This window comes from Nonomuraea sp. MG754425 (genome assembly GCF_021699195.1).
Taxonomy (GTDB): domain Bacteria; phylum Actinomycetota; class Actinomycetes; order Streptosporangiales; family Streptosporangiaceae; genus Nonomuraea.
Window position 1 is genome coordinate 19334 of sequence record NZ_SSXE01000081.1, and the last position, 20007, is coordinate 39340.

Genomic DNA, 20007 nt, shown 5'->3' on the forward strand with positions numbered 1-20007 from the left:
ACGCTCGACAGCGATATCACGACATAGCTGTCCGACTTCGCCGGATCAGCGTGGAGCATTTCTGCCACCTTCGGTTCGTCGGGAACGTCGAAGTCGAAAACCAAGAGTCGCCACCCCCCTGGGTCCTGTTGTGGTCAGCGCGCGGCCAGGAAGGTGTGTACGGCGTGGTCGTAGCGGGTGCGGTCGACGTTCCAGGCCTCGGTGTGCTCGCCCTGCGCGAACTCCTCGAACCTGATGTCCCAGCTCAGCCGTGCACCCGTGGCCACCAGGCCGCGGGCCTCCTCGATGGGGTGGTCGGCGTCCGGACTGGTGTGGATCAGCAGCAGGGGTGGCCTGACCTTCGGCGGGTAGCGGATCATGCTGAGCCGTTCCACGTCAACCCCGGTCCGCCATTCGACGACCTGGTTCGACAGCGCGGCGATGAAGCCGGGCAGGTGCTGGTTGCGTGCGCCCTGCTCGGACGTCATCCGCACGTCGACCATCGGCGCGTCCATGATCACCTTGTCGACCAGTGGGGCGAGTTCCGACCTGGCCAGGAACTGTCCGACGATCTGCCCGCCCATCGACGTCCCGTACAGGACGAACCGGGTGGCCCCGAGTTGCCGCGCCCTGCGCAGCGCCGCCTCCAGGTCGCGCCACTCGGAGTCGCCCAGGTGCAGCAGCCCGTCGGGGGAGCCCGGCGCGCCCTCGTCGTTGCGGTAGCTGATGGCCAGGAAGGGCAGGCCGAGTTCGTGCACCACCGGCAGGACCTTCAGTTCGGCCTTGCGCCGCCCGTTCTGCCCGTGCACGGCCACGAACCACGTGCTCCCCCTGCCCGGCACGTACCAGGCCGGGGCGGGGCCCAGCTCGGTCGGAACCATGATCTCGGAGAAGCCGATGTCCCAGGTCACCTGGGGATCGCCGGGCGGCACGTTGCCGAAGTGGCCCGGCGTGCCCACGGAGGGCGCGGGCCCGCGCAGCACCTCGCGGGTGATCCGCCCCGGCGATCGGCTCACGATGTCGCCCAGCATGGTGAAGGAGCCCGTCCACTCCAGCCAGTAGACGCCGGGTTTGGAAGTCTCGTGCGTCTCGGTCAGCGTGATGGTTCCGTCGCCGGTGGCGAGCACGTTCGTGTTGCCCGTGCCGTAGTGGACGACCCGCACGCTCGCGTCGCTGCCGAGCCAGGCGCCGCACCCGACCGCGATCACCAGCAGCGCCAGGCCGGCGACCAGGGCCTTCCTAAGCATGGAGGCCATCGAGGATCCTCCGTACGTTCCGCTCGCACAGGTCACGGAAGGCGGGCTCGTCCAGCCCGATGCGCCCGCCCAGGTAGAGCTGGACCAGGCCCTGGACCGAGGAGGTCAGCGCCAGCGCGGCTTCCAGCGGCACGTCCGCGCGCAGGATCCCGGCCGCCATGCCCTCCTCGACGAGCGCCACGATCCGCTCGAAGGTGGGCGAGCCGCCGCCCTTGAAGTCGTCGGGGAAGTGCCTGGCCTGCTCCCTCCGATCGGTCATCAGGAACGTGTACAGGTGCGGGCTGCCGAGGGCGAAGTCGAGGAAGTCGTGCAGGAGGCCGGACACCCTGCTCTGCCAGTCGCCCCCGGGGGCGCGGGTTCCCCAGCCGGCCGCCAGCTCGCGGGAGGTCGCGTCGGCCACGGCCTGCAGCAGCGCCTGCCGGTTCGGATAGTGCTTGTAGATGGCCATCGCGGTGACACCCACGGCGTCGGCCACGCGGCGCATGCTCACCGCCTCGGAGCCCTCGCGTACGAGGATGTCCCGAGCCACTTCGGCGATCTTTTCCGCAGTCCCCATGTATACACCGTATACCTTTCAGGTTAACGGTGTATACCCGCTCCGGACCTCAGGTGCGCCGGGTCAGCCGGTACGCGGCCAGCAGCGACGCCCAGGCCAGGACGAGCGCGATGGCGAGGGCGAAGGCGACATTGGCCACCCGGGAACCCTGCAGCGCGAACATCGAGACCCAGGCCGCCAGGAAGAGCACGCCGGTAACCGTGCTGAGGGCGGCCCAGCCGCGGCGACCGGCCGCCCCGAACCGCCGGCCGTACCCGAAACACGCGACGAGCAGCGCGAGAAAGGCGACCTCGGAGACCAGGAAGTGCATCATCCCGGGCGTGCTCATGCCCGTGGGCGGGCCGAGGGGCGTGCCCGGCGGGAAACCGTCGGCGGGGTCGGCGGAGAAGCAGGCGGCGGCGACCATCCCGGCGCCGAAGACGCCCACCAGCCGCGGCCCCCAGGTGCCGTCCCAGCCTGCCGGACCCCGAGCCCGGCGCAGGCCGGCCGCTCCCGCCACGAACAGCAGGCCGCTGACCGCGAAGTTGGCGACCTGGATCCATCCGTGCTCACCGTTGCTCAGCATGCTGGCCGGGTGCCGGCCGACGTCGAACCCGTCCCTGGTGAGCACCTGCAGCACGACCACGACGATGTAGAGCGGACCGGCGACGGCGCCGCAGGTCAGCAGCGTCCGCGTCGCCCCGCCGGTCGCGGTGAGGTGCCCGGTCATCGACCCGCTCCGGCCGCGCGGCGGGTCATCTGTCGCCGTCCCCGCCGGCCTCGGGGGCGAAGTGCCCGATGGCGAACGCGACGGCCGCGGCGAGGTCGTCGTCGCCGGTGCCCCAGGCGGCCTGGACCGCGGGCCCCCAGGCGCGGCAGCCGGCGGCGGCGAACTCCTTCCCCTCGGCCGTGTCGCCCCAGGTCGCGGGGTCGAACGTGACGCCGCGCAGGAACAGGTCGAGGCCGAGCAGCGCGAGGTCCCAGCCGACTCCGATGCCGATCGTGACGCCGGGCCCGTACGTGCGCGCCATCTCGTCGACGGTCTCGGCGGGTGCGGCATGCTCCAGTTCCAGGATTGTCCCGTCGCCGCCGGGCGTCAGGCGCACCTCGACCTCGGTGGGCATGGCATCCCCCAGCACCCAGGTCACCTTGATCAGCCGGGGCTTCTCACAGCGCAGGATCTCCCCGCCGGCATTGTCCTTGAGCTGGAACGTGCCGCCGAGCCGCAGGTCGCCCTCGATCGGGGTGAGCCACCTGCCGATCCGGTCGGGGTCGGTGCAGGCGCTCCACACGTCCTCGATCGAGGCGTCGTACGTGCGCCGCAACAGCAGCGAGCGTCCCGCGCCGGCGGCGACCGGCTGGTTGCCGATCTCCCGCCGGGTGGCGTTGATCTGGTTGACGATGTCGATCATTCGTCTTCTTCCTCCTCGTCGTTCGGGCCTGGTCGTCGCTCCTCGGACGGCGTCCCGGCGGGCGGGTGGCGGCGTTCGCGCCGGGTGCGCGCGAGTTCGGCGCCCAGCGCGTCCAGGTACCGGCTCCAGAACCGGCGAAAGCGCTCCATCTGCCTGCCGACCTCCCCGCCGAGCACGTCGAGTGCGTTGCACGGGCCAACAATCCCACTCAAGGCTTATATAAGTCAAGGCTGATATAGAACCGCGAGCCAGCTTGCAGAAACTTAACTAAGATCACGTTGATGGCCGGCCACTCACCCGAGCCACGAACCCGTCGCCACTTTCGCCCGCCCCTGACGGAGTCGGGCGGCCCGGCGTGTTACGCGCGACCCCTGGATACAGGTGCCATGGTCGCCGCAAGGCGCAGGCGACCCGGTTCGGACGGGAATTCGGCGACAGCAAGTTAACACGAGATCAGTCGCAACTTACCCAGTCATCGACGGGTGATTCCGTGAAACTTTCACCCGCACGAGCGACGTGACACCACCGCCGTGGAGGCGAAACTCCAGGCGGGAGGGCGTTGCGGCGACACCGCCCAGACCGGCCAGGCGCGGCCGTTGTTGACGCCCGGCCGAACCGTCGGATGTACTCCGCGACAACGCATTCACCGGACGGATCCACGCCGCTCTCCAAGATCGAATGTTAACGCTAACAACCCCGGGTCAGTGCCGACGACAACCTCTGGAGGTTCCTGTGAGACGCGTGCTCGCGATTCTCTCGTCGTTACTCGTCGTGAGCGTGTTCATCACGCCCCAGGCGTCGGCCGCGACGGTCGACACCAACACCTGGTACGTCCTGGTCAACCGCAACAGCGGCAAGGCCCTGGACGTCTACAACCTCTCGACCGCCGACGGCGGCCGCATCACCCAGTGGACCCGCAACAACGGCAACCAGCAGCAGTGGCAGTTCGTCGACTCCGGCGGCGGCTACTACCGCGTCAAATCCCGGCACTCCGGCAAGGTGCTCGACGTCTACAATTTCTCCACCGCCAACGGCGCGGCCGTCGTCCAGTGGGCCGACGGCAACGGCGCCAACCAGCAGTGGCGCCTGGCCGACTCGGCGGGCGGCCACGTGAGACTCATCAGCCGGCACAGCGGCAAGGCCCTGGAGGTCCAGAACGCCGCCACCGCCGACGGCGCGAACATCGTCCAGTACGACGACTGGGACGGCGCCAACCAGCAGTGGCAACTCGTCCCGGTCAACGCGGGCGACGCCTACACCAACCCGGTCGTCTGGCAGGACTTCGCCGACGGCGACATCATCCGGGTCGGCGACGCCTACTACTACTCGGCCTCGACGATGCACTACTCGCCGGGCGCGCCGATCCTGCGGTCCTACAACCTCGTCGACTGGGAGTACGCCGGCCACTCGGTCCCGAAGCTCGACTTCGGCTCGGGCGCCTACGACCTCAACGGCGGCCGGGCGTACGTGAAGGGCATCTGGGCCTCGACGCTGAACTACCGGCCCAGCAACAGCACCTACTACTGGCTCGGCTGCGTCGAGTTCAACCGCACCTACGTCTACACCGCCGCCGCCGTGGACGGCACGTGGACCAAACGCGCGCAGATCGGCAACTGCTACTACGACGCCGGCCTGCTCGTCGACACCGACGACACCATGTACGTCGCCTACGGCAACGGCACCATCAGCGTCGCCCAGCTCTCGGCCGACGGGACCAGCCAGGTACGCGCCCAGCAGGTCTTCCAGACCCCGGGCAACGTCGGCACCCTGGAAGGCTCCCGCTTCTACAAGCGCAACGGCTACTACTACATCTGGCTGACCCGCCCCGCCAACGGCCAGTACGTGCTCCGCTCCACCTCGCCGTGGGGCCCGTACGAGATGCGTCAGGTCCTGCTCGACCTGCCCGGCCCCATCACCGGCGGCGGCGTGCCGCACCAGGGCGGGCTCGTCCAGACGCAGAACGGCGACTGGTACTACATGGCGTTCGTGGACGCCTACCCCGGCGGGCGCGTCCCGGCACTCGCGCCGATCACCTGGACCGGTGACTGGCCGGTCGTGCAGACCGTCAACGGCGGCTGGGGCGTCACCTACCCGAGGCCGAACATCCAGACCAGCCGCACCGTGGCGTCCATGATCGGCCCCGACACCTTCTCCTCGGGCAGCCTCGGCCACCGCTGGGAGTGGAACCACAACCCCGACACCGGCCGCTTCTCCACCGGCAACGGCCTGCGCCTGCAGACCGCGACCGTCACGAACGACCTCTACAACGCCCGCAACACCCTGACCCACCGCATCCAGGGCCCGTCCTCGACGGCGACGATCGAACTCGACCACGCGCAGATGGCGGGCGGCGACCGCGCCGGGCTGGCCATGCTGCGCGACCAGTCCGCCTGGATCGGCGTCAAACGCGACAACGGCGTCAGCCGGGTCGTGATGACCAACGGCCTGACCATGAACGGCTCCTGGCAGACGACCGGCACCGGCACCGAGGCGGCGAGCGCGAACATCTCGGGCGACCGCATCTGGTTGCGGGTCAGCGCCGACGTCCGCCCCGGTTCCGGCCGGCAGGCCCGCTTCTCCTACAGCACCGACGGCAGCACCTTCGTGAGCCTCGGCCCGGCCTTCACGTTGACCAACGCCTGGCAGTTCTTCATGGGCTACCGCTTCGGGATCTTCAACTACGCCACCCAGTCTCTCGGCGGCGCGGTCACGGTGCGCCGCTTCGACCTCACCACCCCCTGACAGAACGCGTCGAACAGGAAGGTACCGCCCGTCCATGAAACGACTCCTGTCCATGTTCACCACTGGGCTGACCGCCGTCGGCCCCTCGGTGGCGCTCACCGGGCCGGCCGACGCCGCCTCGGCCCTGGGCGCCTCCGCGGCCGAGCGCGGCGGCCGCTACTTCGGCGCCGCCGTGGCCGCCGGCGAGCTGGGTGACGCGACGTACGTGAACCTCCTGAAGATGAATCGGAGCACATCGTGAAACTCAGATCCCTGGCCGTCGTCGCGACGGTGGCCACCTTACTGGCGAGCCTGTTCGCCGCCCTGCAGACACAGCCCGCCGTCGCGGCCACCGTGGACACCAACGCCTGGTACGTCCTGGTCAACCGCAACAGCGGCAAGGCCCTGGACGTCTACAACCTCTCGACCGCCGACGGCGGCCGGATCACCCAGTGGACCAGGAACGACCAGAACCAGCAGCAGTGGCAGTTCGTCGACTCCGGCGGCGGCTACTACCGCGTCAAATCCCGGCACTCCGGCAAGGTGCTCGACGTCTACAACTTCTCCACCGCCAACGGCGGGGCCATCGTGCAGTGGGCCGACGGCAACGGCACGAACCAGCAGTGGCGTCTGGCCGACAGCCCGGACGGGTACGTGCGGTTCATCTCGCGCCACAGCGGCAAGGCCCTGGAGGTGCAGGGCGCCTCGACCGCCGACGGCGCGAACGTCGTCCAGTACGACGACTGGAGCGGCGCCAACCAGCAGTGGCAACTCGTCCGGGTGGACGGCGGCGGCAACCCCGGCCAGTGCGATCTTCCCTCGACCTACCGCTGGACCTCGACGGGATCGCTGGCGACCCCGAGGTCCGGGTGGGTCTCGCTCAAGGACTTCACCGTCGCCCCCTACAACGGCAGGCACCTCGTCTACGCCACCACGCACGACACGGGGACGAGTTGGGGCTCGATGAACTTCGGTCTCTTCACCAACTGGTCTGAAATGGCCTCGGCCAGTCAGAACACGATGTCCTCCTCGACCGTCGCGCCCACGCTCTTCTACTTCGCCCCGCGGAACATCTGGGTGCTCGCCTACCAGTGGGGCGGCACCGCGTTCTCCTACCGGACCTCCAGCGACCCCACCAACCCGAACGGCTGGTCGGCGCAGCAGGTGCTCTTCTCCGGGAGCATCTCGGGCTCGGGGACGGGCCCCATCGACCAGACGCTCATCGGCGACAGCACGAACATGTACCTGTTCTTCGCCGGGGACAACGGCAAGATCTACCGGGCCAGTATGCCCATCGGGAACTTCCCGGGCAGCTTCGGCACCACCTCGACGGTGATCATGAGCGACACGACGAACAACCTGTTCGAGGCCGTGCAGGTCTACAAGCTCCAGGGCCAGAGCAAGTACCTGATGATCGTCGAGGCGATCGGCGCGCAGGGCCGCTACTTCCGCTCGTTCACCGCCACCAGCCTGAACGGCTCCTGGACGCCGCAGGCCGCCACCGAGAGCAACCCCTTCGCCGGCAAGGCCAACAGCGGCGCCACCTGGACCAACGACATCAGCCACGGCGAACTGATCCGCGCCGGCGCCGACCAGACGTTCACCGTCGACCCCTGCAACCTGCAACTGCTCTACCAGGGACGCAGCCCCAGCTCCGGCGGCGACTACGGCCTGCTGCCCTACCGGCCGGGCCTGCTGACGCTGCAGCGCTGACGGCGTGACGCCGACCGGCTTCTCCCGGTGATCCTGCTGTGAACCGGGCCCTGGACACCGCGACTGGGAGCGTCCGCCGTGTCCAGGGCCCACGAGCACCACCTGACCAGGGGCGCAGAGGAATTGATCTTGGTCAGCGGCCACGCTCCCGTCAGCCCTGTCTGACTAGACTGCCGCCATGACCGCAGAGTCGTCCCCCCTCACCATCGCCCAGCTCGCCGAGCTGGCCGGCGTCTCCACCGCGACGGTCTCCAAGGTCGTGAACGGCCGCTCCGAGGTCTCCTCCGAGACCCGCGCCGCCGTCGAAGAGCTCATCCGCCGGCACGGCTACCGGCGTCAGCGCCGCCGGTCCACCGGGGCCGCCCTGGTGGAGCTGGTCTTCCACGCGCTGGAGGGCGACTACCCCGTGGAGATCACGAAGGGCGTGGCGCGGGTGGCGTCCGCGCACGAGCTGACGGTGGTGGTGTCGGACCTGCGGGGCGATCCGTCCGCGGGAGACGCCTGGCTGGAGGGGGTGCTGCGGCGGCGTCCCAGCGGCGTGATCGCGGTGTTCTCCGGCCTGACCGAGACGCAGCACGAACAGCTCACCCGCCGCGAGGTCCCGCTGGTCCTGCTGGATCCCGCCGACGCCCCCGCACGCACCATCCCGTCGGTCGGCGCCGGCAACTGGAACGGCGGGCTCACCGCCACCCGCCACCTGCTGGAGCTCGGGCACCGCCGCATCGCCATCATCACCGGGCCCGACTCGGCACTGTCCAGCCGGGCCCGCCTCGACGGTTACCGCACCGCGCTCGACCTGGCGGGCGTGCCCGTCGATCCCGAGCTGACCGACCGGGGCGACTTCCTCATCGAAGGCGGCCTGGCCGCGGCGCACCGCCTGCTGCGCCTGCCCGACCCGCCCACCGCGATCTTCGCCGCCAACGACGGCCAGGCCATCGGCGTCTACCACGCGGCCCACCAGCTCGGCCTGCGCATCCCCGCCGACCTCAGCGTGATCGGCTTCGACGACATGCCGTCCGTACGATGGGCCATCCCCCCGCTGACCACCATCCGCCAGCCGCTCGGCCAGATGGCCGCCGCGGCCACCGAACTGCTGCTGAAGCTCGCCCGCGGCGAACCGCCGGCGCACAACCGCGTCGAGCTGGCCACCGAGCTCGTCGTGCGGGAGAGCACGGCCCCTCCCGCCTGAGCGCGCCGTCCGCACCGGTCAGCCGCGCGAGTCGAGCGGGACGTGCAGCGCGAGGTGCGGCGACAGGGCGGCCAGGAAGTCGGCGGCGTCGAAGGCCGCGCCCGCCGAGGCGACTCCGGTGGTTCTGACCCGGCCGGTGAGGACGCGATCGACGGCCTCCACCGCGAGCGGCGCGCTGACGGCGTAGATGTCCTGGCCGGTGGCGACCACACGGCGGTCCGTGCCGCCGGAGCGGACGAGGACGTCCACGACGAAGGTCTGCGCGGAGCGTCCGCGCTCGTCCACGGCGGCCGGCGCCGGGGCGCCGGGGGCGGACAGGTCCCCGGCCGCCTTGACGGTCAGGTAGGTGCGCACCTCAGGGACGTCGAGGTGGCTGGGCACGGTGACGACGTCGGCCATGGTGAACTCGCCGATGACGCGCTGCGGGCCGAGCGGAGCCGGGAAGGGCCACTCCAGGGTCGGCAGGGCGTCATCGTGGTACTCCAGCCGTCCGCCGGTGAAGCGGACCCGGCGACCGGCCCGCCGCTGCCCCGAGACCGTGCCCGAGGCGAGCGTCCCGGCGGTGGGGTGCCAACTGCTCAGGCCGTAGGCGATGTGCGCCTCGTCCGCCGCCGTCCGGTCGCCCATCGCGGTGGTGACCAGCAGGTCGCCGAGGCCGCCGTAGAAGGCCATCGCCGGGACCACCACGGTGCCCGCGGCGCGGGCGCGCGCCGCGAAGTGCGCGAACGTGTCGAGGTTCGCCTCGATCTCGGCCGCCACGTCGACGTACGGGATGCCGGCGCGCAGCGCCGCCTCGACCAGCGGGGCGGCGGTCGTGGCGAAGGGCCCCGCGCAGTTGATCACGGCGTCCGCGCCGTTCAGCGCGCGGTCGAGCGAGGCCGGATCGTCGACCGACGCCTGCCGTGTCTCGAGCCCCGGCTGTGCCCGCGCCAGCGCCAGCAGCTTGTCCTGATCCCGGCCGAGCAGCAGCGGGACGTGTCCGCGCTCGCGCGCCTCCGCGACCACGAACCGCCCGGTGTGTCCGTAAGCGCCGAACACCGCCACGTTCCGACCCGATCCCATGCCTGCTCCCGCGTGCTCGAAGTGATCCACGCCGGAAATCCTGGCCCCGCCGGAGCGACGGTGCCAGTGTCTGGAATGACATGACCCGTACAATTTCCGACATGAGTTCCGCCCCGCGCTCCGTCGCGGTCGCCGCCACCGACGGGATGCTGCACTTCGAGCTGGGCCTGGCCTGCGAGGTCTTCGGCTCCGCCCCGGACGCCCTGCCGGGCCCCTGGTACGACGTCAGCGTGTGCGGCACGCGTGCCGTCCGGGTCGGCCGGTTCCTGCTGGAGCCGGACTGCGGGCTCGACCGGCTGGCGCAGGCCGGCACGGTGATCGTCCCCGCGCTGGCGGACGTCGCGGTGGACCCGCCGGCCGACCTGGTCGAGGCGGTGCGCGCGGCGCACGAGGCGGGCGCGCGGGTGGTCTCCCTGTGCACGGGCGCGTTCGTGCTCGCCGCCGCCGGCCTGCTGGACGGGCTGCGCGCGACCACGCACTGGGCCCACACCGAGGAGTTGGCCGCGCGCTACCCCAGGGTGCGGGTCGATCCGGACGTGCTCTACGTCGACAACGGCGACGTGTTCACCTCAGCGGGCAAGGCCGCGGCGATGGACCTGTGCCTGCATCTGGTCCGCCGCGACCACGGCTCGGCGGTCGCCAACGTGGTCGCCCGCCGCCTGGTCGTACCGCCCCACCGGGCCGGCGGCCAGGCCCAGTTCGTCACCACGCCGGTGCCCGCCCAGGACGGCCATCCCCTGGCCGAGCTGCTCACCTGGGTGATGCGGCGGCTGGACCGACCGCTCACCGTGGAGGACCTGGCCCGCCAGGCGAACATGAGCTCGCGCCACCTGACCCGCCACTTCCGCTCGGTGACCGGCACCACCCCGCTGCGGTGGCTGCTGACGCAGCGGCTCCGCCGCGCGCAGGAACTGCTGGAGACCACGGACGACAGCGTCGACACCATCGCCTCGGCCGCGGGCATGGGCACGGCGACGACGCTGCGCCGCCACTTCCAGCGCACGGTCGGCGTGCCGCCGGACACCTATCGCCGGACGTTCCGCGCCTGAGCGCCGCCGTTCCCTCATCCGTCGATCGCGGGCCGGAGTTCGGCCAGGGCCCATGCTCCGAGCGTCGTGTCGGTCGTGGTCAGCGGGGTCCTCGGCTGCTCGGGGACGAACCCGTCGCGCAGCCCGGTCGACATGCCCATGACGGCCTCGACCTGCCCCGGGGACATGCCGGCGGCGGCCAGCGCGGCGCGCGTGTCGTCATCGGCGACCCGCCGGGCGGTGACCGTGCGGCCCAGGACGTCGCCGACCACGGCCAGGGCGTCGTCCCAGGACAGGTCCCGTGGTCCGTGCACGGCCTGCACCCGGCGTCCCGACCAGCCGGCGCGCAGCAGCAGGGACGCGGCCACCCCGGCGATGTCGGCCGGCGCGACCCAGGAGAACGGCTTGCCGGTGGGCAGCAGCACGGACACGGTGCCGGAGCGGATGGCGTCGAGCTCGAACAGCAGGTTGCTGAAGAAGTAGCCGCACCGCAGGTGGGTGACGGCCAGGCCGGCGTCCGCGGCGACGACCCGGTCCAGCGTCTCCTCGACGCGGGCCAGCCCGTCGATCTCGCCGGCCCCCTCGCGGAGCTCCGCGCCGACGCTGCTCTGCAGGACGGTGCGGGAGACCCGGTTCGCGGCGACCGCGGCGGCGACGATCTCGCCGACCTCGGCGTACGCGGCCACGGGGTCGCCGGACGCGCCGGGCGGCACGACCAGGTAGAGCGCGTCCACGCCGCGGGTCGCCTCGGTGACCGCGGTGGCGTCCCGCAGGTCCACCTCGCGGGCGTCGACGAGGTCGCCCCAGGTGGCGCGGGGCCGCTCGGGGTGGCGGCTCAGCAGCCGCGGACGGACACCGGCGCGGACCAGGTGACCGACCAGGTAGCGCCCGACGTTTCCCGATGGTGCGGTGATGGCGATCTCCATGACGCCCAACGTACGGGGAGATGTGGCCGGATCCTGGCCGCGACTGTGAATCCGCAGAACGGTTGCCCGGCCCGGCGCGAAAAGGCACCCTGAACGGAACGACAGGCACGCGGCCGGGGCAGCGCGCCGGCGAAGGAGTCGCCCATGGAAGTCCTGCTGGGCATAGCGATCATCGTCGCGTTCATCTACCTGGTCGGCTCGAGCAGCGACAGCGACGAGCATCCCGGCTGGCGCGGGATCCCGAAGCCGAACAACGACCACTGGAACAACCGGCCGCCGGAGATCGACCGGAAGTCCTGGAATCAGATGCGGCGCAGGAACGAGGAGATCCAACGGGAGGTCCGCAGGCGGCCCCCGGACTTCGGGGGCGGCGCGGGCGGGGACTTCGGCCGCGGCGGAGGCGACTTCGGCGGCGACTGAGGCGCGGACCGGTCACGGAGCGGCCGGTCCATCGGCGCGCCGGGTGATCGCCAGGATCGCCATGTCGTCGTCGCGCGGACCGCCGGCCCAGCGCTCGACATCGCGCACCAGCACCTCGACCGCCTCCTCGGGCTGCCGGAACGGGCCCCGTCCGGCGAGCCGGCGCGCCGGGTCGTAGAACGTCCCGGTGCGGCCCCGGGCCTCGGTCACCCCGTCGGTGACGAGCAGGAGCGTGCTCCCGATCGGGAAGGGCCACTCGTCGGGCCGCGCCCGTGGCACGCCCAGGTGGCTCATGCCCAGAGGGAGGCTCGGCTCCCCGGGATCCAGGCAGGACACCGTGTCCCCCTGAAGGAGGAACGGCGAGGGGTGGCCGCAGTTCAGCAGGCGCACCCGGTCGGCGCCCAGCGTGATCTCGCCGAGCACCGCCGTGACGAACCCCTCCATCCGGACGACCTCCTCACGCGAGGAGGCTTCCCTGACCAGCGCGCGTTCCAGGTGCTCGGCCAGCAGCACAAGGTCGGGCGCCTGCTCCGCCGCATCCCTGAAGGTGCCCAGCAGGACGGCCACCGTGCCGACCGCGTCCAGGCCCTTGCCCCGCACGTCCGCGATCAGCAGCCGGGTGCCGAACGGCGTGGCCTGGACGGCGTAGGCGTCGCCGCCGATCAGGGCCTCGGTCTGCGCGGTCCGATAGACCGCGGCGACGGCCAGCGGCCCGACCCGCGCCGGTGGCGTGGGCAGCACGGCACGCTGGACGGCCTCGGCGACGGACCGCGCCGCCTGCAGCCGGCGGCTGTGCCCGGTGACCACCTGGTTCACCCCGAGGCCCACGAGCGCGGTGAACACCGCGGCGATCAGTGAGAGCGCGCCGACGGCGTGGCCGAGCCAGCCGTCCTTGACCAGCAACGCGAGCTGGACCAGCACGATGGCCACCGCGACCGCGATCGTGTGCCGTCGCGACAGCAGCGCCCCCGCCACCACGACCGCGGCGCCCAGCATGTAGTCGCCCCAGTAGTAGCGCGGGGACAGCAGGTTGAAGACGGCGCCGATGACGACCATGGCGGCCGGTATGAAGGAGACGTACCGGGGCCACCTCCTGGAAAGTGGATCCATCCGCACCCCGATCCCGCAGGTCCCGGACCTGATCCTTTTCTAGTGAACGCCGAATCGCCTGTCGAGGCGACACTCCCAGGACACCTGTCCCGGGTGCCGGCGGATCCCGTGGCGTCCTCGTCAGGCGGAGTCGCCCAGCAGGAACCGGTCGATCTCGGCGGGGGTCCCCCGCTCCAGGTCCGCCCGCGTGAGGGCCAGGACGTCACGCCGGTGGTTGCGGATCTCCAGCCGGCTGCCTTGCCCGGCCTCCGACAGCAGCCGCAGCCCCCGGTCCAGCATCGATCGCGGGTAGACCTTGAACGTCTTCTCCCGCAGCGCCGTTCTGCCGCCGAGCAGTTCGAAGCCGTGCTCGCTGCGCAGGTCGAACCTCAGGTCGAGCACGGGACAGGGCTCGCGGTCCCAGGTGGTCGAAGGCATCGAGTGGCGTCCCCGCAACCGGGCCTCGACCAGCGTCTCGGTGTCCTCGTCGGCGATCTCGCAGCCGAGGATCGGCAGGACCGTACCGAGCCGGCCGCCGTAGCGGTAGTGGTTCAGGGAGGGGGCGCAGAACAGCACGTGATCGAACTGGCCGATGCGGGACGGCAGCGCGACCTTGTGGTGGGACCGGCCGTCGAAGGCCACCTCGACGCGGGGGCGGACGAAGTCGAGGAAGGCCGCCACCTGGCCGGGGTCGTGGCCGGGCGCCTTCACGACGAAGTGCAGGCCCCGGCGCTCGTCCGCGCTCAGGACGAGGTACTCGTGGAAGGGGCCGGGCCCGGCCGCGAAGTCGTGGAACTTCGTGAACACCCCTTCCTGCCCCTCGACCGGCTCGTAGCCCGCCCAGTAGCCGGCCCACGCCCCCTCGCGCCGCTGCTCCTCCTGCGTCCGCATGACGTCGAGCAGTTTCGCATCCGCCATGACACCGGCGGCGGGCGCGGCCGTCCCGACGGCCGCGACCTCGACGTATCCCTGACGCCGCTTCTCGCTGATCTTCTTCCTGAGGTGCCGCTCGGCGTGCTCCTCATCGTCGAGCGTCATGCTCATCCCCTGGGTCCGGCCGCCCACCTGCCCCCATGCCATATGACAGCGGATGCCGTCGCGGCTGATCTGCCAGTGCCGCACGACACCTCCGCCGCTCTTCTCGAAATACCGTGGCTCCGACACACGCCCACCTTTCCTCATCGATCCCGGGCGGTCCGTTCAGGTGAGCGGCCGACATTACCGGCCGCGGCGGGCGAGCCGCCGGACCGGCCGCAGCAGGCGGTGTTCGCGGTGCTCGCCCATCTCCAGCAGGACGGTCCGCGTGGCCGCCTGCTCCTGGCCGTCCTCGGAGATCGACAGGCGCTTGATCCTCGGCCCGGCCGCCTCCACGGTGCGCAGGATGGTGTCCAGCGTGTCGTGGTCCCGGCGGTGGGTGATCCGCAGCGACGGGCCGGCGCGGGCGATGCCGCGCGCCGCCGGCTTGACCATCCGCAGCGCGACGAGCACCAGCATCACGAGGATCAGGCCGACCGCGACCGGCAGGTAGGCCCCGGCCCCGGCCGCCATGCCCAGCGCGGCGCTGAGCCACAGGGTCGCCGCGGTGGTCAGGCCCCGCACGACGATGCCGTCCTTGACGATGGCCCCCGCGCCGATGAAGCCTATGCCGGAGGCGATCTGCGCCGCGACCCTGGCCGGGTCCACGACGGGGGCCCTGGCGAAGTCGGCGAACCCGTAGGCCCCGCTGACGGTGAAGACGGCCGCGCCCACCGCCACCAGCGTGTGCGTGCGGACGCCGGCGACGTGGTCGCCGCGGCCAGGCGGAACACGAGGTCGGCCAGTTCGAGACTGGGTTGCACGGTCCTCCTTCCGGTCAGAGAGCACGGGACGAACTTTGTCCAGCCCGCAGGCATCCAGTGAGTGAACCGACCAGCGCGGACCGAGCGCTCCCGGCTCCGATCTGGAACTGAATTCCAGCCCCCGACCGGCCGGCGCTCCTGCGGCCCTGAATCCTTCCCTGCTCCTCGATGTCATGGCGATCGCCGCTCCTAGACTTCCTCGTATGGACGAGTTGCAGGGAAAAACGGCGACATGGCTGCTGGGCGAGGACAAGGTCATCATTCAGTACAGCTCCCGGTGGCGCACCCACGCGCTGCTGAAGGTCCTCGCCCGTTGTGAGATCCCCCTGCCGGCCATCGCGGCGGTCGATTTCACCTCCTTGGGGAAGAAGGGCTGGCGGCTCCAGCTCCGGCTGCGCGAGCACGCCGACCCCTACGCCGCCGTCGGGCCGATGCTCGCCGAGCGGGCGCAGCCGTTCCTGCTGACCGGCGAGCCCGACACCGAACTGCTCGCCGACTACCACGCCGACCAGATCCGGATCGCGGCCGACGCGGCCAGGAACGGCGACGGCGAGCGCGCGCCGGAGGAGTACGCCCTCGCGCTCGTCCCGCCCGTGCCGCTGCACATCCGGACGTCGGAGGGCACGGCGATGTTCGACGGGCAGGCGGTCCGGCTGGAGTGGTCCGACGACGCGAGTTCCCCCAAGACCAGGAAACGCCGGATGGAGTACGCGCTGGCCGATATCCAGCGCATCGAATGGTTCCCGCAGAAGTCGATGAACGACGGCTACCTGCGCATCGTGACCTGGCAGCGGGACCCCGACGCGAAACCGGCCAAGCCGGGCAAGGACTTCGCCTGCCTGCTCACCGAGAACAGCGCCAGGCAGGACGCCTGGACGCTGGTGATGGCCGCGACGGTCACGGCGCACCTGTGGACGGCGGCACCGAGGGCGGCGGGGAGCAGGCAGGCCGCGATCGCGCAGCCCTCCGCCGAGGCCGAGGCCGCCGCCCTCAGCGTCTACGACCGCATCCGCGAACTCGGCCGGCTGCACAAGGAGGGGCTGCTCACGGACGAGGAGTTCACCTCCAAGAAGGCGGAACTCCTCGATCGCCTCTGACCCGAGGTCACCCCGCTGACCAGGGGTCGCCGTCGAGCGGGGAGACCAGCCAGCGCCGGCCCTCGTGTTCGACGATCGCCACCGGCTGGGTGCGCAGGCGGCCGCTCTTGCGGCCCCGGGTGGTCAGCAGGTGGCCGCGCGGGATCAGGCCCGCGCGGATGAGCACGCCGACGATCGCGTTCCCGCCTGGACGATCCGGCCCGCACGGTACGGTCCGGTCGGCCCGGCGGCCTTGCCGGAGTGGCTGACGGCCATGTCATGCACCTCTCATCGGTCGTGCCACGGGAGCGTTGCCTCGCGTCGGCTTCAGCGGAAGTGGCTGGCGTGTCTGGTGGCCCATTCGGCATAGGTCTTCGGCGGGCCGCCGGTGGCCTGGTGCACTCCCGGGAGGATCGGGGCGGTCGTGCCGGTGGCGGCGGCCAGGATGCCGATCATGGCGTCCGCGACCGCGGGTGGATGGCCGGCGGCGAGGGCCGTGCGCAGTTCCCGCGGAGACAGCTCGGTGAAGCGAAGGGGCCGCCCGAGCACCTCGCCGAGGATGGCGACCCGTTCGACGGTGGTCAGCGGTTGCGGCCCGGACAGCTCGTACGTGTGGCCCGCGCGATCGCCGTCCAGCAGCGCGGCGGCGACGACCGCGGCGACGTCGTGTTCGTCGACCGGTGCCAGCGAGGCGTCGGGGAACGCCTGGTAGACCGTGTCCTCGGCCCGGATCGCGGGTGCCCACGACAGGTCGTTGGCCATGAGCGCGCTCGGCCGGACGAACGTCCAGGGCAGGCCGGAGACGCGTACGGCGTCCTCGTTGGCTCGATGCTGCCGCTCGATCACGCCGGGCCCGCCGGGGAGCGGGGCCGAGGACAGCAGGACGATCCGGTGGACGCCGGCCTTGCGCGCCGCCGCCAGCAGGGCGGCGACGGGCCAGCCGGGCACGGGGAACAGATAGGCCACGTCCACCCCCTCGAACGCCGGCTCGACGGACGCCGCCACCAGGAGATCGCCGTACACGGCCACCGCGCCGCCGGGCAGCCGGACATCGTCGGGACGCCTGGTGAGCGCCCGCACCGCAGCGCCCGCCGCGATCAGTTCGTGGACGACCCGGCCGCCGATCCGGCCGGTGGCCCCGGTCACGAGTATCATGTGCCTGCTCCTTCCTCAGACGCCCAGCAGGGCGATGCTGTAGACGACGATCCAGGCGGCCCAGCCGAGCCAGCCGAGCAGGCCCGTCACCGCGATGCGGTTGGTGCTGTCGGAGTTGTACGGGGCGGCCGTGGAGGAGACGAACAGCAGGGCCGCGCTGATCCAGCCCAGCCACGCGTGCCAGGCGGGGATGAACGCGAGGCTCACTCCGGCGGCGGTGAAGCCGAGCACCGCGATGGCCAGGAAGACCTGGTTGAACCCGAACAGCACGTTGCCGAACGCCCACAGCCCGGCCACCGAGCCGCGATGCTGCCGGGCCGCGGCGGCCATCCCGAAGCGCAGCGATTCGACCACCATGAAGGTGGCGTTCTGCATGAGGACGCCGGCGAACCCGGCCAGGGCCCAGATGTTGCTGCCGACCTGGTCGCCGCGCCAGAGCACGGCGAGCAGTCCGGCGGCGAACAGGGTGGTGAACAGCCAGGTGGCCGGTGCGACCACCGAGGGGGCGTTGATCCGCTTGCCGATGCCGGCCAGCGCGTCGGTGGCCGCCTCCAGCGAGTGGCCGGAGGTGGGCAACGGGAGCCCGGCGCGGACGTAGAGAACGTTGACGACGATCGCGAGCAGGACGAATCCCATGCCTGCCGCACCCGCCAGACTGGTGATGGTCACCGCGACCACCAGTTGAATTTATCAAGCATATATTGAATATAAGCCACGGAAAGTCTGGATGCAATCATGGAGAACGAGCCAGGGCGGCGCCGCTACAACTCGCTGCGCCGCGTCGCGCAGGCACATCAGACGCGGGCGGAGATCTCCGACGCCGCCCGCCGGCTGTTCGTGTCGCAGGGATGGGCGGCGACCACCGTGCGCGACGTCGCCCGGGAGGCGGGGGTCGCCGTACCGACCGTGTACGCGGCCTACCAGAACAAGACGGGGCTGGTCTGGGCGCTGGCCGACGCCGCGGACCTGGCCGCGGACCTGCCGCAGGCGATCGACGAACTGGAGGCCACCGCCGACCCCCGGCGGCACCTGGCCGCGATGGCCGGCTACGACCGGCGTCTTTTCGAGCGCGCGGGCGATCTCATCAACCTGATACGCGACGCGGGCCGTACCGAACCCGACCTCGCGGACTTCTACCTGCTGGGCCGGCGGCAGGCCGGCGAGCACCGCACCCAGGTGTTCTCCTCCTGGCCGGACGGCACGCTCCGCCCCGGGCTGGACGTCCCCACCGCCGTCGACATCTACGCAGCCCTGTGCAACGTCGACGTCTACACCACGCTCCGCACCGAGTGTTCCTGGTCGCCCGACCGGATCGAGCAGTGGTGGGGTGAGGCGCTGGCCCGCGAACTGCTGAGCCGTCCGACCGGCACCCCATGAGGTCAGACACCCAGCAGGACGACACTGGAGGAGACGATCCAGACCCCCCACCCGAACGCGGCGACCAGGCCGGCCAGGCCGAAGCGCCTGGCGCCGCCGACGGTGCCGGGCGTCGCCGAGGAGAAGCAGGCCATCAGCGCGTCGGTCAGCCGCCACAGGCCCACCACCGAGCCACGGTCGTGGACGGCGGCCGAGACCGTCCCGAACCTGAGCGCCTCCGCCGCGGTGAAGACGATGTTCCGCATCAGGACGCCCGCGAAGCCGGCCAGGGCAGGGATGGCCATCGCCACCTCCCATTGTTTGCGCTGTCTATATTGCATATTGAAGAGATAAGATCAGCGGGCAGCCACGGAAGAGGCCCCCGTCGGCCGGTCGGAGCAGCGGGGTTACCGTGGGATTAGGTGTCGAATCGGCGTGAGGGGGACGCATGAAGCGACGCTCTGTGAGAACCGCGATCGCCGCCGGAGCACTCCTGGCGGCCGGCACCCTGGGTTCAGGGGCCACGGCGGCGGCCATGGCATCACCACCTCCGCGGCCGACGTGCCCCGGCATGGGGCAGATGCACCCCGTCACCAGTGAGTACGACTACCTGTCGCAGATGATTCCGCACCACGAGGACGCCATCACCGCGGCACGGCAGCTCCAGCGGTCCGACCGGCCCGAGATGCGGCAGCTCGGGCAGTCGATCGTCACGACGCAGACCGCCGAGGTCGCCAGGATGAAGGGCTGGCTGGAACAGTGGTACCCGCAGAGCCCGGCACCGAGCCCGAGCGGGAGCACGATGCCCGACCTGTCAGGGCTTTCCGGAGATCAGCTCGACAAGACGTTCCTGCAGTACATGATCCCGCACCACATGATGGCGATCATGATGTCGCAGCAGCTCCTCATGCACGGCGAGGCACCGCACGCCGAGGTCGCCGCCTTCGCCCAGAAGGTGCGCGACGACCAGTGGGCGGAAGTCCGCACGATGCGCCAGTACCTGGTCCAGTGGTTCGGACAACAGAGCACACCCTGCATGCCAGAAATGCCAGAAATGCCAGGGATGCCGGGCATGACGCCGGGGCCGCATTCACCCGGCGGGCCGCCACCCACGGAGCCCGCACGCACGGGCACCTGATTCTCGCCGCCCTCGCCCGGCGGCTTCGGCCGGGCTCCTCCCACGCGGGAACGCAGCGGCGGCCGGACCCGGCGTGAGACCCCGCGTGCGTGGACGATCTCAGCGGACGATCGC

At 71.2% G+C, this 20007-nt stretch carries 23 protein-coding genes; 9 read left to right on the top strand and 14 right to left on the bottom strand.

Annotation, left to right across the window (positions count from 1 at the left end; translation table 11 throughout):
• Positions 1–134: 134 nt before the first annotated feature.
• Genes FAF44_RS26605 through FAF44_RS26625 form a run of 5 tightly spaced genes read right to left on the bottom strand, consistent with a single transcriptional unit; the run spans position 135 to position 3394 of the window.
• The gene (locus FAF44_RS26605; protein ID WP_237105994.1) at positions 135–1235 is read right to left on the bottom strand and encodes a S9 family peptidase; all 1101 of its coding nucleotides are present in this window, start codon (positions 1233–1235) and stop codon (positions 135–137) included.
• On the bottom strand, positions 1219–1791 hold the full coding sequence (locus tag FAF44_RS26610; protein ID WP_237105995.1) for a TetR/AcrR family transcriptional regulator: 573 nt from the start codon (positions 1789–1791) through the stop codon (positions 1219–1221). Before FAF44_RS26610 ends, FAF44_RS26605 begins: the two co-directional genes overlap by 17 nt.
• A gap of 49 nt (positions 1792–1840) precedes the next feature.
• On the bottom strand, positions 1841–2500 hold the full coding sequence (locus FAF44_RS26615) for a DUF998 domain-containing protein (RefSeq protein WP_237105996.1): 660 nt from the start codon (positions 2498–2500) through the stop codon (positions 1841–1843).
• A 25-nt stretch (positions 2501–2525) separates the two neighbouring features.
• Positions 2526–3182 (bottom strand): SRPBCC family protein, encoded by a 657-nt coding sequence (locus FAF44_RS26620; protein ID WP_237105997.1) that lies wholly within the window; start codon positions 3180–3182, stop codon positions 2526–2528.
• Entirely contained in the window at positions 3179–3394 is a 216-nt protein-coding gene (locus tag FAF44_RS26625) for a hypothetical protein (protein WP_237105998.1), read from the bottom strand. The genes FAF44_RS26620 and FAF44_RS26625 overlap by 4 nt, the downstream gene beginning before the upstream one ends.
• A gap of 529 nt (positions 3395–3923) precedes the next feature.
• Between FAF44_RS26625 and FAF44_RS26630 the strand changes: the two genes are divergently transcribed.
• The 4 genes from FAF44_RS26630 to FAF44_RS26645 all read left to right on the top strand — a co-directional run bounded on the left by FAF44_RS26630 (position 3924) and on the right by FAF44_RS26645 (position 8805).
• Entirely contained in the window at positions 3924–5924 is a 2001-nt protein-coding gene (locus tag FAF44_RS26630) for an RICIN domain-containing protein (RefSeq protein WP_237105999.1), read from the top strand.
• A 34-nt stretch (positions 5925–5958) separates the two neighbouring features.
• Positions 5959–6165 (top strand): hypothetical protein, encoded by a 207-nt coding sequence (locus FAF44_RS26635; protein WP_237106000.1) that lies wholly within the window; start codon positions 5959–5961, stop codon positions 6163–6165.
• The gene (locus FAF44_RS26640; RefSeq protein WP_237106001.1) at positions 6162–7616 is read left to right on the top strand and encodes a non-reducing end alpha-L-arabinofuranosidase family hydrolase; all 1455 of its coding nucleotides are present in this window, start codon (positions 6162–6164) and stop codon (positions 7614–7616) included. Before FAF44_RS26635 ends, FAF44_RS26640 begins: the two co-directional genes overlap by 4 nt.
• Before the next feature lie 178 nt (positions 7617–7794).
• The gene (locus FAF44_RS26645; protein ID WP_237106002.1) at positions 7795–8805 is read left to right on the top strand and encodes a LacI family DNA-binding transcriptional regulator; all 1011 of its coding nucleotides are present in this window, start codon (positions 7795–7797) and stop codon (positions 8803–8805) included.
• A gap of 18 nt (positions 8806–8823) precedes the next feature.
• Here the strand turns inward: FAF44_RS26645 and FAF44_RS26650 are convergent, their stop codons facing one another.
• Complete coding sequence (locus tag FAF44_RS26650) at positions 8824–9867, bottom strand: saccharopine dehydrogenase NADP-binding domain-containing protein (RefSeq protein ID WP_237106003.1); 1044 nt, start codon at positions 9865–9867, stop codon at positions 8824–8826.
• 101 nt (positions 9868–9968) lie between these two features.
• Here FAF44_RS26650 and FAF44_RS26655 point away from each other — a divergent pair, with 101 nt between their 5' ends.
• On the top strand, positions 9969–10916 hold the full coding sequence (locus tag FAF44_RS26655; RefSeq protein ID WP_237106004.1) for a helix-turn-helix domain-containing protein: 948 nt from the start codon (positions 9969–9971) through the stop codon (positions 10914–10916).
• Positions 10917–10930: 14 nt separating this feature from the next.
• On the opposite strand, the gene FAF44_RS26660 is transcribed toward FAF44_RS26655, so the two are convergent.
• Complete coding sequence (locus FAF44_RS26660) at positions 10931–11821, bottom strand: NAD(P)H-binding protein (RefSeq protein WP_237106005.1); 891 nt, start codon at positions 11819–11821, stop codon at positions 10931–10933.
• A gap of 144 nt (positions 11822–11965) precedes the next feature.
• On the opposite strand from FAF44_RS26660, the gene FAF44_RS26665 reads away from it, so the two are divergent.
• Positions 11966–12241: a hypothetical protein gene (locus tag FAF44_RS26665; protein WP_237106006.1), complete on the top strand. Its 276-nt coding sequence runs from the start codon at positions 11966–11968 to the stop codon at positions 12239–12241.
• 12 nt (positions 12242–12253) lie between these two features.
• On the opposite strand, the gene FAF44_RS26670 is transcribed toward FAF44_RS26665, so the two are convergent.
• The 3 genes from FAF44_RS26670 to FAF44_RS26680 form a co-directional block, all read right to left on the bottom strand.
• Entirely contained in the window at positions 12254–13297 is a 1044-nt protein-coding gene (locus FAF44_RS26670) for a PP2C family protein-serine/threonine phosphatase (protein WP_237106007.1), read from the bottom strand.
• 174 nt (positions 13298–13471) lie between these two features.
• Positions 13472–14494: a WGR domain-containing protein gene (locus tag FAF44_RS26675; RefSeq protein WP_237106008.1), complete on the bottom strand. Its 1023-nt coding sequence runs from the start codon at positions 14492–14494 to the stop codon at positions 13472–13474.
• Between the two features lie 54 nt (positions 14495–14548).
• Entirely contained in the window at positions 14549–15430 is an 882-nt protein-coding gene (locus tag FAF44_RS26680; RefSeq protein ID WP_308193381.1) for an MgtC/SapB family protein, read from the bottom strand.
• Between FAF44_RS26680 and FAF44_RS26685 the strand changes: the two genes are divergently transcribed.
• The gene (locus tag FAF44_RS26685) at positions 15372–16265 is read left to right on the top strand and encodes a DUF4429 domain-containing protein (protein ID WP_237106010.1); all 894 of its coding nucleotides are present in this window, start codon (positions 15372–15374) and stop codon (positions 16263–16265) included. The two genes, FAF44_RS26680 and FAF44_RS26685, sit on opposite strands and share 59 nt — an antisense overlap.
• A gap of 7 nt (positions 16266–16272) precedes the next feature.
• On the opposite strand, the gene FAF44_RS26690 is transcribed toward FAF44_RS26685, so the two are convergent.
• The 3 genes from FAF44_RS26690 to FAF44_RS26700 all read right to left on the bottom strand — a co-directional run bounded on the left by FAF44_RS26690 (position 16273) and on the right by FAF44_RS26700 (position 18068).
• Positions 16273–16431 carry a nitroreductase/quinone reductase family protein gene (locus tag FAF44_RS26690; RefSeq protein WP_237106011.1) on the bottom strand — a complete coding sequence of 53 codons (159 nt, stop codon included), beginning with the start codon at positions 16429–16431 and terminating at the stop codon, positions 16273–16275.
• 140 nt (positions 16432–16571) lie between these two features.
• A complete protein-coding gene (locus FAF44_RS26695) occupies positions 16572–17399 on the bottom strand; it encodes an NAD(P)H-binding protein (RefSeq protein WP_237106012.1) in 828 nt (275 codons plus the stop codon).
• A gap of 15 nt (positions 17400–17414) precedes the next feature.
• On the bottom strand, positions 17415–18068 hold the full coding sequence (locus FAF44_RS26700; RefSeq protein ID WP_237106013.1) for a hypothetical protein: 654 nt from the start codon (positions 18066–18068) through the stop codon (positions 17415–17417).
• Between the two features lie 66 nt (positions 18069–18134).
• Here FAF44_RS26700 and FAF44_RS26705 point away from each other — a divergent pair, with 66 nt between their 5' ends.
• Complete coding sequence (locus tag FAF44_RS26705) at positions 18135–18776, top strand: TetR/AcrR family transcriptional regulator (RefSeq protein WP_237106014.1); 642 nt, start codon at positions 18135–18137, stop codon at positions 18774–18776.
• A gap of 2 nt (positions 18777–18778) precedes the next feature.
• Here the strand turns inward: FAF44_RS26705 and FAF44_RS26710 are convergent, their stop codons facing one another.
• Positions 18779–19060, bottom strand: coding sequence for a hypothetical protein (locus tag FAF44_RS26710; protein ID WP_237106015.1), 282 nt, complete (start codon positions 19058–19060; stop codon positions 18779–18781).
• Positions 19061–19203: 143 nt separating this feature from the next.
• On the opposite strand from FAF44_RS26710, the gene FAF44_RS26715 reads away from it, so the two are divergent.
• Entirely contained in the window at positions 19204–19893 is a 690-nt protein-coding gene (locus FAF44_RS26715; RefSeq protein ID WP_237106016.1) for a DUF305 domain-containing protein, read from the top strand.
• The last annotated feature ends 114 nt before the right edge of the window (positions 19894–20007 follow it).

Bases quoted from the DNA above. Each gene is read 5' to 3' on its own strand.
- FAF44_RS26605 (WP_237105994.1), bottom strand. From the start codon at position 1,235: ATGGCCTCCATGCTTAGGAAGGCCCTGGTCGCCGGCCTGGCGCTGCTG.
- FAF44_RS26610 (WP_237105995.1), bottom strand. From the start codon at position 1,791: ATGGGGACTGCGGAAAAGATCGCCGAAGTGGCTCGGGACATCCTCGTA.
- FAF44_RS26615 (WP_237105996.1), bottom strand. From the start codon at position 2,500: ATGACCGGGCACCTCACCGCGACCGGCGGGGCGACGCGGACGCTGCTG.
- FAF44_RS26620 (WP_237105997.1), bottom strand. From the start codon at position 3,182: ATGATCGACATCGTCAACCAGATCAACGCCACCCGGCGGGAGATCGGC.
- FAF44_RS26635 (WP_237106000.1), top strand. From the start codon at position 5,959: ATGAAACGACTCCTGTCCATGTTCACCACTGGGCTGACCGCCGTCGGC.
- FAF44_RS26645 (WP_237106002.1), top strand. From the start codon at position 7,795: ATGACCGCAGAGTCGTCCCCCCTCACCATCGCCCAGCTCGCCGAGCTG.
- FAF44_RS26650 (WP_237106003.1), bottom strand. From the start codon at position 9,867: ATGGGATCGGGTCGGAACGTGGCGGTGTTCGGCGCTTACGGACACACC.
- FAF44_RS26655 (WP_237106004.1), top strand. From the start codon at position 9,969: ATGAGTTCCGCCCCGCGCTCCGTCGCGGTCGCCGCCACCGACGGGATG.
- FAF44_RS26660 (WP_237106005.1), bottom strand. From the start codon at position 11,821: ATGGAGATCGCCATCACCGCACCATCGGGAAACGTCGGGCGCTACCTG.
- FAF44_RS26665 (WP_237106006.1), top strand. From the start codon at position 11,966: ATGGAAGTCCTGCTGGGCATAGCGATCATCGTCGCGTTCATCTACCTG.
- FAF44_RS26670 (WP_237106007.1), bottom strand. From the start codon at position 13,297: ATGGTCGTCATCGGCGCCGTCTTCAACCTGCTGTCCCCGCGCTACTAC.
- FAF44_RS26685 (WP_237106010.1), top strand. From the start codon at position 15,372: ATGGACGAGTTGCAGGGAAAAACGGCGACATGGCTGCTGGGCGAGGAC.
- FAF44_RS26680 (WP_308193381.1), bottom strand. From the start codon at position 15,430: ATGATGACCTTGTCCTCGCCCAGCAGCCATGTCGCCGTTTTTCCCTGC.
- FAF44_RS26695 (WP_237106012.1), bottom strand. From the start codon at position 17,399: ATGATACTCGTGACCGGGGCCACCGGCCGGATCGGCGGCCGGGTCGTC.
- FAF44_RS26705 (WP_237106014.1), top strand. From the start codon at position 18,135: ATGGAGAACGAGCCAGGGCGGCGCCGCTACAACTCGCTGCGCCGCGTC.
- FAF44_RS26710 (WP_237106015.1), bottom strand. From the start codon at position 19,060: ATGGCCATCCCTGCCCTGGCCGGCTTCGCGGGCGTCCTGATGCGGAAC.
- FAF44_RS26715 (WP_237106016.1), top strand. From the start codon at position 19,204: ATGAAGCGACGCTCTGTGAGAACCGCGATCGCCGCCGGAGCACTCCTG.